The sequence below is a fragment of the Phocaeicola plebeius DSM 17135 genome (assembly GCF_000187895.1).
Taxonomy (GTDB): Bacteria; Bacteroidota; Bacteroidia; order Bacteroidales; family Bacteroidaceae; genus Phocaeicola; species Phocaeicola plebeius.
The window spans coordinates 118,943-131,691 of record NZ_DS990131.1 but is presented as its reverse complement, the minus strand read 5'-3'; the positions used below and the strand labels follow the sequence as shown (position 1 = coordinate 131,691).

The 12,749-nt window shown below is 49.8% G+C and carries 18 protein-coding genes; 6 read left to right on the top strand and 12 right to left on the bottom strand.

The features are described from left to right. Positions 1–51 precede the first annotated feature (51 nt). On the top strand, positions 52–567 hold the full coding sequence (locus BACPLE_RS11825; protein WP_007562204.1) for a DUF4313 domain-containing protein: 516 nt from the start codon (positions 52–54) through the stop codon (positions 565–567). 125 nt (positions 568–692) lie between these two features. On the opposite strand, the gene BACPLE_RS19325 is transcribed toward BACPLE_RS11825, so the two are convergent. Further along, a complete protein-coding gene (locus tag BACPLE_RS19325; RefSeq protein WP_155268266.1) occupies positions 693–890 on the bottom strand; it encodes a hypothetical protein in 198 nt (65 codons plus the stop codon). A gap of 137 nt (positions 891–1,027) precedes the next feature. On the opposite strand from BACPLE_RS19325, the gene BACPLE_RS11815 reads away from it, so the two are divergent. Further along, a complete protein-coding gene (locus BACPLE_RS11815) occupies positions 1,028–1,507 on the top strand; it encodes a hypothetical protein (RefSeq protein ID WP_007562202.1) in 480 nt (159 codons plus the stop codon). A gap of 64 nt (positions 1,508–1,571) precedes the next feature. On the opposite strand, the gene BACPLE_RS11810 is transcribed toward BACPLE_RS11815, so the two are convergent. Beyond that, a complete protein-coding gene (locus BACPLE_RS11810) occupies positions 1,572–2,870 on the bottom strand; it encodes a type II toxin-antitoxin system HipA family toxin (protein ID WP_007562200.1) in 1,299 nt (432 codons plus the stop codon). Beyond that, complete coding sequence (locus BACPLE_RS11805; RefSeq protein ID WP_007562198.1) at positions 2,867–3,181, bottom strand: helix-turn-helix domain-containing protein; 315 nt, start codon at positions 3,179–3,181, stop codon at positions 2,867–2,869. The genes BACPLE_RS11810 and BACPLE_RS11805 overlap by 4 nt, the downstream gene beginning before the upstream one ends. Before the next feature lie 369 nt (positions 3,182–3,550). Between BACPLE_RS11805 and BACPLE_RS11800 the strand changes: the two genes are divergently transcribed. The 4 genes from BACPLE_RS11800 to BACPLE_RS11785 are packed head-to-tail and all read left to right on the top strand — an operon-like array spanning position 3,551 to position 4,733. Then, positions 3,551–3,748, top strand: coding sequence for a hypothetical protein (locus tag BACPLE_RS11800; protein ID WP_032953696.1), 198 nt, complete (start codon positions 3,551–3,553; stop codon positions 3,746–3,748). Between the two features lie 11 nt (positions 3,749–3,759). Then, positions 3,760–4,032 (top strand): hypothetical protein, encoded by a 273-nt coding sequence (locus tag BACPLE_RS11795; protein ID WP_171030610.1) that lies wholly within the window; start codon positions 3,760–3,762, stop codon positions 4,030–4,032. Between the two features lie 10 nt (positions 4,033–4,042). Then, on the top strand, positions 4,043–4,315 hold the full coding sequence (locus BACPLE_RS11790; protein ID WP_007562190.1) for a hypothetical protein: 273 nt from the start codon (positions 4,043–4,045) through the stop codon (positions 4,313–4,315). A 40-nt stretch (positions 4,316–4,355) separates the two neighbouring features. Next, positions 4,356–4,733 (top strand): hypothetical protein, encoded by a 378-nt coding sequence (locus BACPLE_RS11785; RefSeq protein WP_007562188.1) that lies wholly within the window; start codon positions 4,356–4,358, stop codon positions 4,731–4,733. A gap of 215 nt (positions 4,734–4,948) precedes the next feature. Here the strand turns inward: BACPLE_RS11785 and BACPLE_RS11780 are convergent, their stop codons facing one another. From BACPLE_RS11780 to BACPLE_RS11740, 9 genes are all read right to left on the bottom strand, one after another. After that, positions 4,949–5,857, bottom strand: a complete 909-nt coding sequence (locus BACPLE_RS11780) for a nucleotidyl transferase AbiEii/AbiGii toxin family protein (RefSeq protein ID WP_007562186.1) — start codon at positions 5,855–5,857, stop codon at positions 4,949–4,951. Continuing rightward, the gene (locus tag BACPLE_RS11775) at positions 5,850–6,614 is read right to left on the bottom strand and encodes a type IV toxin-antitoxin system AbiEi family antitoxin (protein WP_032953658.1); all 765 of its coding nucleotides are present in this window, start codon (positions 6,612–6,614) and stop codon (positions 5,850–5,852) included. The genes BACPLE_RS11780 and BACPLE_RS11775 overlap by 8 nt, the downstream gene beginning before the upstream one ends. A gap of 228 nt (positions 6,615–6,842) precedes the next feature. Beyond that, a complete protein-coding gene (locus tag BACPLE_RS11770) occupies positions 6,843–9,029 on the bottom strand; it encodes a type IV secretory system conjugative DNA transfer family protein (RefSeq protein ID WP_032953675.1) in 2,187 nt (728 codons plus the stop codon). Positions 9,030–9,036: 7 nt separating this feature from the next. Then, positions 9,037–9,525, bottom strand: a complete 489-nt coding sequence (locus tag BACPLE_RS11765) for a hypothetical protein (protein ID WP_007562180.1) — start codon at positions 9,523–9,525, stop codon at positions 9,037–9,039. A gap of 4 nt (positions 9,526–9,529) precedes the next feature. After that, positions 9,530–10,201, bottom strand: coding sequence for an Lcl C-terminal domain-containing protein (locus tag BACPLE_RS11760; protein ID WP_007562178.1), 672 nt, complete (start codon positions 10,199–10,201; stop codon positions 9,530–9,532). A 7-nt stretch (positions 10,202–10,208) separates the two neighbouring features. Further along, entirely contained in the window at positions 10,209–10,721 is a 513-nt protein-coding gene (locus tag BACPLE_RS11755; RefSeq protein WP_007562177.1) for a hypothetical protein, read from the bottom strand. Then, complete coding sequence (gene traN, locus BACPLE_RS11750; RefSeq protein ID WP_007562175.1) at positions 10,718–11,569, bottom strand: conjugative transposon protein TraN; 852 nt, start codon at positions 11,567–11,569, stop codon at positions 10,718–10,720. Before traN ends, BACPLE_RS11755 begins: the two co-directional genes overlap by 4 nt. A 9-nt stretch (positions 11,570–11,578) precedes the next feature. Beyond that, positions 11,579–12,391, bottom strand: a complete 813-nt coding sequence (locus tag BACPLE_RS11745) for a DNA-methyltransferase (RefSeq protein ID WP_007562174.1) — start codon at positions 12,389–12,391, stop codon at positions 11,579–11,581. Beyond that, positions 12,388–12,741 (bottom strand): hypothetical protein, encoded by a 354-nt coding sequence (locus BACPLE_RS11740; protein WP_007562172.1) that lies wholly within the window; start codon positions 12,739–12,741, stop codon positions 12,388–12,390. The genes BACPLE_RS11745 and BACPLE_RS11740 overlap by 4 nt, the downstream gene beginning before the upstream one ends. Positions 12,742–12,749: the final 8 nt, after the last annotated feature.

Here is a 12,749-nt window from a genome sequence, read left to right as displayed (position 1 = left end):
AAAGGAGGGAAAAAATAAACAGATTGTTCAACTGATTAATGTTAAAATTTTATGGAAATTCAATTTGCTATCGTGCGTTCCGAAAACAGAGAGTATTTGTGCTACAAAGCAGGTGAAGCGTATGTAGATGCCAGTAATCCCATGATTACCTTTACCGCAGGTGAAGATGAATTTGAAATCGTAGAGCCGGACAGCTCTTTCAGGCAGAAAGAATACGAGTTCAGAGGCGAAAAGTATTATTTTGTACCAGAGTTTTACCGCAATGGTTGGTTGGCTCTCACCTTGGTAATGGTGGAAGATGAAGACGAATATATCGTGCTTTCCGTCAATTTGGAGGAAATGGATGCACTCGGTCTGCCGGACCGTACATTTATCGACGTCAATCATTACCCCGAAGCAATGGAGTTCTTGGTGAAAAACGGACTGGCGACCGATTCCGGCTACAAACGCAGAAGCGGATTCGTAGAATATCCGATGGCTATGCTGAACTTGCCGCTTCTTTATCAGCATAACCCGCAAATTTTCCAAAAAGCGAACATCGAGCTATTCGGAGAGGAAGGTCTTTAAAAAGGGTTGTTCCTCAAAATGAAAAGCTTCGGGTTCCGAAAATTGAATGTACAAGATAGCGTACCGATAACACAGGCGGTGCGCTATCTCCTTTGTCTTTATCGCCCGCTTTCGTCCTTTTATAGTCAGCCTCCCGAATACCCCACCACCGCCCGTTTCCTTTTATAATTGCATTCTTTCCCTTTTGTAGCGGTATGAACCGCCTGTTCTTCCCATCCGGCTTTTCCGTCCCTCACCGCACGGGTTTTATCCGATGCGAAAGTCGGACGTCGCGCTTGATTCGCCGGCTTGAAGTACACTTCTTGCAAATTCTTCCTTCCCAAGTGAAGCGTAATTGGCAAGAAGAGCCGTCGTATGAAGCCGTGCCGACAACCGTGCATTGCATCTGTAAAACCTCGAAGCGATTCCGAAGGAAAGGAATCGAAAAAAGGGAAATAAATAATCAATAACTCACAAGACAATGGGAAAATACGATTTTATCAAGACCGGGAATCTGCTTTATTGGCATGACCCGGACAACGGTTTATCCGACGGGGCTTACCGAGTGATTTCTGCACCGGAAAACGTGGAAGACGACAGCATTATTCTGATTTCGTCCGGTACTTCGGAAGCGGAGGTTTTGCCTTCGGAATTATCACCGATAAGTACGGGCAGAAGTCACAAAGAGGATTTTTTGCGCTGGAAAGCGGAACGCGAGGCCGAAGGTATGGAGTTTTACAATCGCCTTTCCGAAGTCATGGATACGGAGGACGATTTGACCGTAGGCGACATAGTGGCATTTACAAACGATTATGGAGTAGTATTCGGCCCTCAAGAGGTATTAGCTTTCAGGAAGCCTTGGAACGGTGACAGATGCGTGTATCTTGACAGCGACGCCTATTGGTTTCCCGACCGTCCCGACCAGTTGACCCTCCTAAGCAAGAAAGGGGCGGCGGAATGACAATGACAAACCCACCCGCTTTTGTGTCGGGTGGGTTCATTTCCCCTACATGAAATCCCATGCTCTATTTTAATCGGTCTGCCCGGTTGTCGCTCACGCATTCCACTCGTGCGGCGATTTCCTTTTCTATCGTTCCTATCCATTCTTCTCCGACACCGGCCTCCCGGCCGTATTCCGGGTAATGCGAGACGATGCCTATGGCCTTTTCTATGAACGGCTCTGCGGCCTTTATACCATACCGGCGGGCTACTTCCATCAAATCCTCTGCTGCAATACCCTCCGTTTTGTTGTTGACCGTCATGCTGTGGCGGTTTACATAGTACGGCGCGTCCGGATCGACCGAGAACGTGTAGTCGTAGGCCGGAGCAACGTGCCAACGCCCGTCATTGCCCATCAGGAAGCTGAAATTCTTGTTGTGGTCATCGACATTTCCGCCCAGCACGTTCAGCACCATCGAGCGGAACAGTTGCCGGAGTTCCCCCGGCGGCACGCCGATACGGCAAGCTGCCTCGAACAGTGCTTCGTAAGAATCCGCCGAGGGATTCATGGCCGCCAACGTTTGGATATGCACCTTCTTGCCGTTCCGGCGGTCGAAACGCTCGGTCAGGAAGTGCGCTGTCTGCTCGCCTTCAAGCAGGCGGCTCGGCATCATCTGAAGCCCGGCATCCACGGCCATCAGGTAATAGCTGTATTCTATCCGTGTCGTCGGCATTTTCTGGTGTTCGTCGAACTTGACGATCATCGGCGTGTAGCCCGGATAAGGGGTCGCCACCTGTCCGGAGTAACATTGTCCCTCCTCGAAATTGACGTTGACCACTGCCTTGGGCCGTCGCCCTCCTGCGGACGTACCCACCTTGAACAGGCTTTCGACCATCAGGTTGCCCGATACCGGGACGTTGAACCGTCCGGCTTCCTCGAAAGCCTGCCGGGCCAGTTGGTAGAGATCGGCGATCTCGACCTTGAACGGTGTCTCCAGTTCCTCGGCAGCGGGCGGGACGAACTCCAATCCCCCCATGCCACGCCGTCCGATATAGGCGAGACGGTCGAGGGCGGACAAGTCCCTCATACGGATATGATGCACTTTGGCCCATTCGTTGAACACGGTGTTTCCCCAATGGTCGGGCAGTGAATCGGCTATAAACGACGGCAGGCCGCCGAAAAGCCGCTCTTCATCGGGATAGACCGGTAGGCCACGCTGTGCGGCAACCCCTTTTATCGGCGCACGGAGCGGGGCGATATCATAGCCGTCGCGGACATAATCGCTGTCGAAGTAGAAACAGGCTTTACTGCGGTGTCCTTCCCGGTTGGCGACAAGCGTGCCGACCTTTTTATCCCATAGTATCACATCGAGACTTTCTATCATTTCTTGCCCCTCCTAACTCGTTTAGGTATCAGTTTCTCGATTTCCCGAAGTGCCATCGGCGGCATGGGCAGTTCCGGCAGGATTTCCGCGAGCCGTTCTTCCTGACCGAGCGCACGCAGCAGGGAGATGAAATTGGCCAAGGTTAGGTTACGGCTGACCCCTTGTTCAAAATGGCTGATTGTCGTCTGGCTCACGCCCGACTGTTCGGCCAGCTCCTTCTGGCTCATGCGAGCTGCCAGACGGTACTCCTTGACACGCAACGCCAGAAGCGTCAGCATATCGCTGTTTGTGGTATAGTTCGTTGCTTCCATAATATCAATATATCGCTATTTATATGCAAATATAGCAACAATTATCCATATATAGATATATAATTCTCTTTTTTAGCTTCCAGTCCTCCTTTTCTATTGCTTTCAGGTTTCCATATTCTCTTCCGTCTGGCTTTCCTGTCCGTCGCCGCATCGGTTTTTATCGGTGCAAATATGGGCTGTCGCGCCTGATTCCGTCGTTTTGAAGTGTATTTCTTGCAAATTCTTCCTTCTACGAAGCGTAATTGGCAAGAAAAAACGTCGGAAAGGGCTTTTTCGCCAGCCCCGGAAAGCACCATAAAACCCGAAGCGGCTCCGGTAACAAGGAAGCCGAGCAGAGGGAAAGAAAAACAAACATTAAAAATTCAACAAATGAAGACATTAGAAGAATTATTGCAAGAACTGGGGTGTGAAGGTAACGCATTCGACAGCACCGGAGAATTTACAAAAGCGGGAGAAAAGGCGTATGACCGCTTGGAGCATTTGCTGTATGACATAGAAAGGCTTACAGGCAAAGAGGTGACACCCATAATTAGGGAACTTGACAGAATATGCAACGAGAACTATTAAAATTCAAGAATATGGACATTAAAGAAAGCAAAGAGTACCGCCTCGCCAAAGATTGGGAAATGGCGGTAAACAGTTTCAGTTTCAACCCCGAACGGTTCGCGGCAGCAATCCCCGACATGCACCCCACGCTTCAGCAAAGCCTGTATCGCCTGATTAAGGCGTGTATCAAGGTCATGGCGGACGAAACGCGGCACTATGACGAACGAAACCAAGTCTCGCACGAGGAAGCGAAGCGCATCATGGAGTACCTCAATGAACACGGACGTAATATACCATTAAAATAAGGAGGATAATATGAGAACAAATGAAATTCAATTTGGCGGCAAGAGCTATGTATGCCGTGTTGTGGAAGCCAACGATGGCGAAGAACTGCTGATTGCCCCGACCACACTGCTGGATGCCTTGCAGCCCGGTAGTTTCAATGACGAAAATGAAGATTTCGCCAGTAAAGAAGCCGAAAGCATTTATGACGAAGTTTTTTTCTTTACCGATGAGAGAACCCTTCAACTGCCCGAAAACGAGCTGGTAGCCGAACTCAAAAAGGATAACCCGGACTGGTTCGAGTGAATCATGGAATAATAATTTATAAACTTACAAATTTAGAGTTATGGAAAAAGAATATGTAATGCAGATCGCACAGATTATTAAGGAACAGTTAGTAACATTAACTCCTATGACTGTCCTCATGTCATGGAGTATCGAAGAATTTGCCGCCACTCTATACAGGGATTTGCCGGCACTCCGCATCAAGGTAAACGGACGACTGCACGCGGGATATGTCATCGTCGTGCTCAATGGCTCGGATTATTACGAGGTTTATCTTGTGAAGGGAATGGACGTGGAATGCGTGAACAACGAGGTTTGTTTCGACGAACTGGGCGGTGTCATCGACCGGGCTATCGAGAGCGGTACGGACAAAGCCGAGTACGATAAATTCTGCGAACAGGAGCGACAGAATTTATATGTAACTGTTGTCACTGTCTGATTCCTCTTTTTGGGGGATGAAAGCCGTGCCTTTCGGAAAACGAGCAGGGCACGGCTTAAAAATAGGCTAATAATGACAGGTTGGAATGAAGCCGAGTATCAGCTTGTAATTCCACATTTCTGGTTTCCTACCATTTATCACGATGTCGTATGCCGCATCTGTCGTCCGACTCGCTTTTGAAATATTATACTCGTATTGGGGCCCATAAAAACTTGTCATTCCTCCGGAAATAAGAATGCCTGTAGCTTTTCCAATCCCGCCTTGTGCTTTTGAGGATTGCTCTTTTTCAGCTTGGCTATATTCTGTAACTTCCATTTTACGGACGGATAGCGGCTTAAATCCCCGGCACAGCATTTTTCCCAATCGGGTTCGCCGTTTTCAAATGACAGAAGAAATTCCCGGTCCGTTTCGGTCAGGCTATCGTTTACCTGTTGAATAAGGTTACGCCTTGCCTTTTCATAATCCGCATACGTGAATGGGGTATCGGACATTCCCTCAAACTGGTTCTCCAGTGCTTCCGTCTGGTCGATGGCGTTCGGCTGCAAAGATTCGATAACAGGCTTGTCGCTCCCTAACAGGCAAAGCATGAAGCCGTCTTTGACATCATGGAACGATGCCATTTCCATATATTTGCAATCGAATAAGTCTCGTGGGTGTTGGCGGCTTAATGCCGCCGCAATCTTACCCCCGTAAAGTTGCGAATAAGAAACGGTACGTGCTTTACAGGTCATATTGAACTCCGTTTCAGCCCGTTCGCACAGTTTCCTGTCCTCTGTTTCCCCGATGATGCCCCGTTTTGTTCCGTTTACTTCGATCTTGACGGTCGCACCGCCCAAAGTACACTGTAATTTCCAGACATCAGGCTTGTGAATCACCCTGATACCCGGTATGGATTTTTCTATGCTGGTTTTCAGGGTTTGCAGATGATTGTTGATTGTTTCCAGACTCTCGGTCCTTTCCTGTACGGGAATATAGGTGAGGTCTATATCGACTGAATACCGCGGCATATTTTTGTGGAACAGGTTGATAGCCGTACCTCCATGCACTGCAAAATCTTTGATGCGGTACACGGACGGCATAATGCGTATCAGCAATGCCACCTGTTTTTTATAGATGTCATTCATATTCGTTCAGTTCTTTGGGTACGGTTATTTTGTATTTGGAGATATAAACCCCGTTTTTTGCCAGTTGCAATTTGGAAGTTCCCAGTTCTATTTTTGAGGTATCGAGAGCATCAAGCCAATAGTGTCCCGACTTTTCCGCCATATAAAGGAACATGCGCTTTACTTTCAGGCTCTTGGTCGTTTCAAGCAGTCGCTGTAGCATTTCGGGACGTAGTGTTGTCAATTGTTCCATCATATAGAATAAGTCCATGTAGGAATATTGTTGCGGCGCGAGCAACAGACATTCCAAAAATGCCTGCTCGGGAGTGGAGACCAGCAGATCCACTTCGTCTTTCACAATCGTTGTGGTCTGCGGCTCTGAAAAGGTATCGGTGGAAAACGGTTTTATCACCCTGTCGAAAACATCGTTGCGTATCCATTCCGGAACACGCTGTTTGCCATGTGTCACCATCAGCAACGGCTTGCCCATAGGCACATAGTGATTGAAGCCGAACAGCTCCAATGCGGAATGCGCTGCAATGCGGAACATCCTGCCTAATTGCTTGTTGTAGCAGGACAATGCGGCGTATGCCGACAGGCTGTCTCCTGTGCGGTACATGACTCCTTTTGACAACATCTCAAGCCAGCCGGATTCCCGGTATCTTTTTATCAACTGGTCGGAATAACCGTTCCTTTTCAGCCATTCAGAGAACAACAGTCCTTTAGGAGTGGCGGAAAGCAGCAGTTGGTTTATTTTGCTTTTTTGTTCTATATCCACAGTATATGATTTGTTTTCTGTTTCAACTGCAAAGGTAGCATTATTTTCCGTTTCAAGAGTCATGAAAGTTGATTTTGTTTTAGTATAATATACTTTTTGTGTAGTATTGAATGATAGAATCAACTCCGCAGGATTTTTCTAAGATAGACCGGAAACACCGAAACGCCTGCAATAATCACGGAATCATTGCAGGCGTTTTTGCTTTCCTCCATAACGAAAGTCGGCTTTCTATTTCGCACCCCGTTTGTTCAGCACGTCCTTTATCATTTCTTTTACCTCCATTCCCACATTCACGAAATTCCGATAAAGAATGCGTTCCCGTTCCTCCCTCGACTTGAACGTGTAGAACTTCGGTAACGGTACATACGCCGCTTCCTCCTTCTTGATTTCCTTCATGTCGAAATCCGTTTTGCAGAAGAACTTCGAGGTCTTGAACTCCTCCGCTTCCTGTACGTTCATTGAATCGCCTATACCGGTTCTTGTTTGGATGAAGTCCCGTGCCGTCTGACCGCATATCCAGCCCGTTGGCATATCCGAGATTTTCGAAGCGGGTACGAGACTGTCCATGTTCTCGTTCAGGTTGAAGGAGGTTTTGTCCCGGTCTATCGTAACTCCCTTCTTAATCTGTACCACCTTGCCGAAAATGTCGCCGGACAACCATTCCAGTGTCTCCTTGGCACGGGCTGAACCGCTCACCACATTGCCCACCGTCGTAATGATTTTCTGCATACCCACCTTGCCGTAATCGGCTTCCAACTGCGGTAGTTCTTGAAAGCCGAGCGTCACGCTTACCTTGTTGCTTCGTGCCGTACCGATCAGGCGGTCTATCTTGTGGAAATACAGTGTCGGCAGCTCATCCACGATGATGCTCACGGGAATATTCTTGCCCTGTCCCGTATTCACACGGGTAACGAGACGGTTTAAAATAAGGGCGTTCAGCGCACCGATGATGCTCTCCATCTCCGGGTCGTTCGCTATCAGCAGGTAACTCGGATTCTTCGGGTCGCTCACCTTCAGGTCGAAGTCGTCGCCGTCACGATGGAATATCCAGTAACTCTCTTTAGTCGCCAAGCGCGAGGTATAGACACGCAGCGTACCTATCATACCTTCCAGCTGCTCCATTGCCTTGTTTTTGAAAGCCGTCTGGAACGGACCGAGCAATGGGGCGACCTCGTTATCTGTCTCCAGTACCTCGAAAATGGTCTGGTAACTCTCGTTCAGGAACGACAGGATATGCGGCATGTCCGAATATTTGCCCAGCCAATAGGCCGGTTCCACGATGTTGCCGCCTTCACGGTCTCGTACCACGCCCGTCGGCTTCCAGAACTTTGTTTCCGGATCTTGCTGCTTCTCCGCGTATAGAATATTGCCGTCGGTATCGTAAGGCTCTTTTTCGTAATTCACGAAAAAGTAGATGCAGGCAGCAAGGAAGTTCACCGCCGAGGTCTGGAAAAACTGGTCGCTGCCTCCGCCGCCCTCTTTCTTGCCTTTCTGCAGGGATTCCAACAGCGTTTCCGCCGTTTCGCTCGCAGCGGCGAGACTGTTGATGTACTTTGCCTGAATGGGATTCACCCGGCGACTGTACTCGACGTCCACGAAGTTGATCATGTTGAATGTGCATCCTTTAGGTACTTTGCCGAGCTTTTGATTTTTCTTGTAATGATAATAGAGCTTTGTGGCCAGTGTCGGAAATTTGTAATCATATACGACCATCGCGAAGCCTTTGGCCGAATGTTGCCTGATGAACGGTTCTATTAGCGAAAAAGTTTTACCGCTGCCCGGAGTTCCGACGCACCAAGTTCCTCTAAAACAGTTTATTATATTAACGAATCCTTTTCTAAATTTTCCCTTATAGTAGTATCGCATGGGGATATTTACGCTGTATTCGTTCTCTATCAATTTTTCGCATTGTTCAAAACTTTCGTTCTCGAAGTTGAAGCGGTCTTTCATCAGGCCGTCCTTGGTGAACTTCGGTATGTTGTCCAGTGCGATATGTACCAGTATCACGCCTACGAGGGAAGTAGTCATGTAAAAAATGACATTCAAAGGCAGTGTATAAAACTTTGTTTCTATCGGATGACCGAACAGCCATACTGACAGGGCCAGCAGCAACAGGCCACCCGTGAGCGGGTATAACACTTGGCGGCGGGCGTTGAACTCCAAATGCTTCTTGTTCCGGGTTCCGAGACAGGTGATACAGATGAGCAGTATCGTGGCGAGCTTGCTGTACACGAGATTCCCGTCGTTGTATATCATCCATTGCTTGATACGCCCGTGAATATTGCAAAGGATACCGTCCCAGTGGTCCAATGTCGCCGGGTCAATGGCATACTCGAAAAACTCCATCAGCACGGAGACGTACACTGCTGCACGGAATATATTGTAGAACCCTTGTAATTCCTTGCTCTCTTCCATTGCTATGTCAATTCTTTTTAATGCCCCAGAGGACATGGATATGAGGCCATTGCATACGGTTATCAGCAGTAAGCTGGCAGACATGGGAAACTGCATATAGAGGTTTAAGCCTTAAAGCGTCATATATTGCAGAAGCCCGTACTTCCGCTGTAAACTTCTCAAGGAAAATCCGGACAGCATCGTCAGAGCCACAAGTCATGAAATCAATGAAACCTTCAATCAATTCTTCATTGACATAGTAGAGCTGCCCTTGGAAAATATCATGGTAACGGCTGATACGACCGTTCCATTCCGTCCGGATTTCTTCCCTGCGGTTCTTTGCGGAAGGAAACCTCTCGTAGCAGTCTATTCCATCATCGAGGAATATGTAATTACCGGAAACGTCCTCTTGCTTAGGACATTTGCATCTCAACAGATACCCGAAAAATCCTTTGTCCGGATGTACTATATCCACATATTGTGGTGCATTGAAATCTTTAATTCCGTTCATAATCATAAATTCAGTTGTTGATGGTTATAATGGGACGCACTTTATGCGCCTGCGTCTTGGGCGTTTCCTGCATGGCTCCGCTGGCTGTCGAGTAGAGCCATGCTTTGACCGTCTGCTGTCCTTCCACCTCCGTCGATGTCCAGTACCAGCACTCGTCGGCCTCGGTCGGCAGCGGGTCTCCACCGCATTTCTCGATGACCGGATTGATAATGCCACGTGCCGCATACAGCAGGCGCATCTGAGCCACCGAGGGAACATAGGCGCTCTGCCCGTATTTCCACAGGGCAAAAACGGATTGGGCCATCGGAGAAGTCGTTTCGTCCGTCGCGTGCAGGGCATTCGTGTTTTCATTCCCGTCGTATGCCGTTATGTCCGCCGACGTACCCTGCTCGACACCGAGGCTGTCGGCAAAAGCCTTCGGCGTCATATCCCACAGATAGACGGCATAGCCGTTTCCTTCCGTTTCCCCGTCCGAATAGGTATGGAAGACGACGGCAATCGCCTGTTCCCCATAACTTTCGTACTCGCTGTACGGTACGGCCTTGCCGTCCACGCAGAGGACATGTCCGGGACGTACCGTCTTGTCGGGTTCTTCTATATGTGCGTCGCAGGCAGCCAATGCCCCGGTTATGAGGAGAACCGGCACTATCTGGCACGTTTTTCTGATAATGTTCTGTTTCATCTTTCCCTTATTTTATAGGTAGTTTAATACCGAGGGCGACCCCTGTACGCAGCACATCGGCCCCCTTTATCATTACGTCTCCCTTGACTTGCCAGTATAGCGTCCAGCCCGCCCGCAACACATAGTTGTGTTCGTAGCCGAAGTGCAGTCCTGCAAGGAATTTATTCGTGTCGCTTCCGCCCGAAGCCCCGATTCGGAGGCTTCCGTAATGGTTGCGTCCCCTCGTGACGCAGGGTTTGTAAGCCACGCCGAATCCGTAGGTACGGTAATTCCGCCAGAAAGATTTCGGGCATACATGCTTGCAGGATTCGCACTCCGCCCATTGCAGGTAGCCGTTGGCAAAGAACTCCCACGCATGGCGGTAGTTCATCTCGTGTTCGTAGGCAAGCGTCACGTCCAGCCCGTTCTTGTACAGCAGCCCCGCACCGAGCGAAAGGCGGCCGCTGCCTCGCTGTGCATACGCTCCTACGGCGAGGCACATGCAGGCAATCGTCAGGATAATCGTCTTTCTCATTGTCATTCCTCCTCCAGCAATGCCGCGCTGAACGAATCGGCTGACAGCACGTCTTCATAGTCGATATTCAGGCTGATGTTACGCCCGCTGATTTGTTTCTCCGTCATCTCGATGGTCAGCACCTTGTCGTTCGGGAACGTCATTTTCTTGACCACGACCACATTCCGGTAGCCGTGCCGGAACGTCTTGCCCGCCTCCAGCACCAGTGCCGGGGTCAGTTCGATGACCTGTGCGTTGGTCGCCTTGGTCAGTTTCTTGTCTGCCAGCTTCACCCGTATCTCGTCGATGTCGAAGCGGATGTTCGTCCGGTTCTCTATCGAGAAGTCGATGAAGAAATACTCGCCCACGGAGTAGATGTTGTTCAGCCGCATGGTCATGCGATGTGCCTTGGTGGCGACGTTGCGGATCTTTGCGGGCGAGTTCCAGATACGCCGGGCGAAGCGTGTCATATCCACGGTGGACATCGAGACCGCCGGGTTGTGATAGGCGTTCCGTTCCTGCAACTGGATTTCCTTGTCTGTTACCGCCTCCCGCACCCGTGTGGTGTAGAGCAGCGCATACTGCGTGCGGTAGCATTCCGTTACGATGGTCACGATGGCCAGCACCTCGCCGTCCTCGTGTCCGCCCTCTTTCGGTTTCAGGCGGACGATGTTGTCTATCGGTTGGTCGCCGACAACCTTATCGGTGGAGATGTCCACGAAGCGTATCGGTTCCGAGGCCGTGATGACCGTCGTTACCTGTTCATTTACCGTAAGTTGTTCCATCTCCTCGTAGGTTCGTTGTGCCTGTACATTCGGCGTTCCCAGCAGCCCTGCCGCCAGAAGAAATGCCGTTACGATTCCTTTTTTGTCCATGTCATTGATTTATTGATTTTGTTTTTCTTCCCTTATCTCTTTTTCCTCTTGTGCCTTGTTCCTGCATTCCAGTTCCTCCTGAATCCGCCGCTCGGCAATCTCGCAGTACGCCTGTTCGATTTCAAATCCGATGTAGTGCCGTCCCGTGCGGATAGCGGCCACGGCGGTTGTGCCTGACCCGATACAGTTGTCCAGTACAACATCGCCTTCGTCAGTGTAGGTCCGTATCAGGTACTCCATCAACGCCACGGGCTTTTGTGTCGGGTGGTAGAACGCACCTTTCTTGTGTTCCTTCGGCATGAAGATGACCGAGGTCGGATATTTGTCATCGGCTATGCGTACTGGTGAGAGTTTCATCGTTCCGTAACAACGGTTGGTAAATCCCTCCGTTTTACGCCTCCCGTGATATCTCCGTTCCGGAGGACACGGTGTCATCTGCGGATGATAGACCGGCTGTTTTTTATAGAATACCAGAATATCCTCGTGCTGCCGGAGCGGCATACGTTTGGCATTGAGATGTCCCGTCACCCGATCTTTCTGCCACACGAGGTTGTACCGCCACAGCCGGGGTTGCGACAGCATGAGCCATGCGGAGAAAAGCCCCTGCCCGAACAGGATAATGGGGCTGTCCGGCTTGGTAATCCGCTGATATTGCTCCCACAAGGCTGCGAACGGTATCTGGCGGTCCCAGTTCACCGACGGATTGCTGCGATTTAACACCCCGTAAGGCAGGTCGGCGATTATGGCGTCCACGCTACCATCCGCTATCTGTTTCATGCCCTCCATGCAGTCCATAAGGTAAATGCGATCCGCCTCTATCATATTGAGTCTGTTTTCGGTTCTACAATTTGCCGGGCGCTCATCCAGGTACAGCGTTCCGTCCGGGTTTTCCGGATTTCACACTCCCAGAGGGTATTCTTCTCCACATGTTTGAAATTGACCGCACCGTCTCTCGGTCCGTAAAAACCGGTATGCTTCTGGAAGGCGAATAAGGCAATCCTCCGCCCGTCCACTGCCTGAAAGTTGCATATCAGGGCGAATCGTACCCCCTTGTGCCACCATTCGGTACTTACGAGCTTCCCAACGAATGTTTCGGGCTTATCGGGAGCGATGTAGTCCTCGTAATAGAAGCCGTCCGTTCCCCTATGAAGTTTTGATATATCTGTTTCCATTGTCACTG

What these genes read in the sequence shown, in the direction of transcription:
- BACPLE_RS11815 (WP_007562202.1), top strand. Translation starts at nt 1,028, where the DNA reads ATGGGAAAATACGATTTTATCAAGACCGGGAATCTGCTTTATTGGCAT.
- BACPLE_RS11790 (WP_007562190.1), top strand. Translation starts at nt 4,043, where the DNA reads ATGAGAACAAATGAAATTCAATTTGGCGGCAAGAGCTATGTATGCCGT.
- BACPLE_RS11785 (WP_007562188.1), top strand. Translation starts at nt 4,356, where the DNA reads ATGGAAAAAGAATATGTAATGCAGATCGCACAGATTATTAAGGAACAG.
- BACPLE_RS11810 (WP_007562200.1), bottom strand. Translation starts at nt 2,870, where the DNA reads ATGATAGAAAGTCTCGATGTGATACTATGGGATAAAAAGGTCGGCACG.
- BACPLE_RS11780 (WP_007562186.1), bottom strand. Translation starts at nt 5,857, where the DNA reads ATGAATGACATCTATAAAAAACAGGTGGCATTGCTGATACGCATTATG.
- BACPLE_RS11755 (WP_007562177.1), bottom strand. Translation starts at nt 10,721, where the DNA reads ATGACAATGAGAAAGACGATTATCCTGACGATTGCCTGCATGTGCCTC.
- BACPLE_RS11760 (WP_007562178.1), bottom strand. Translation starts at nt 10,201, where the DNA reads ATGAAACAGAACATTATCAGAAAAACGTGCCAGATAGTGCCGGTTCTC.
- BACPLE_RS11805 (WP_007562198.1), bottom strand. Translation starts at nt 3,181, where the DNA reads ATGGAAGCAACGAACTATACCACAAACAGCGATATGCTGACGCTTCTG.
- traN (WP_007562175.1), bottom strand. Translation starts at nt 11,569, where the DNA reads ATGGACAAAAAAGGAATCGTAACGGCATTTCTTCTGGCGGCAGGGCTG.
- BACPLE_RS11795 (WP_171030610.1), top strand. Translation starts at nt 3,760, where the DNA reads ATGGACATTAAAGAAAGCAAAGAGTACCGCCTCGCCAAAGATTGGGAA.
- BACPLE_RS11740 (WP_007562172.1), bottom strand. Translation starts at nt 12,741, where the DNA reads ATGGAAACAGATATATCAAAACTTCATAGGGGAACGGACGGCTTCTAT.
- BACPLE_RS11825 (WP_007562204.1), top strand. Translation starts at nt 52, where the DNA reads ATGGAAATTCAATTTGCTATCGTGCGTTCCGAAAACAGAGAGTATTTG.
- BACPLE_RS11745 (WP_007562174.1), bottom strand. Translation starts at nt 12,391, where the DNA reads ATGATAGAGGCGGATCGCATTTACCTTATGGACTGCATGGAGGGCATG.
- BACPLE_RS11800 (WP_032953696.1), top strand. Translation starts at nt 3,551, where the DNA reads ATGAAGACATTAGAAGAATTATTGCAAGAACTGGGGTGTGAAGGTAAC.
- BACPLE_RS11765 (WP_007562180.1), bottom strand. Translation starts at nt 9,525, where the DNA reads ATGATTATGAACGGAATTAAAGATTTCAATGCACCACAATATGTGGAT.
- BACPLE_RS11770 (WP_032953675.1), bottom strand. Translation starts at nt 9,029, where the DNA reads ATGGAAGAGAGCAAGGAATTACAAGGGTTCTACAATATATTCCGTGCA.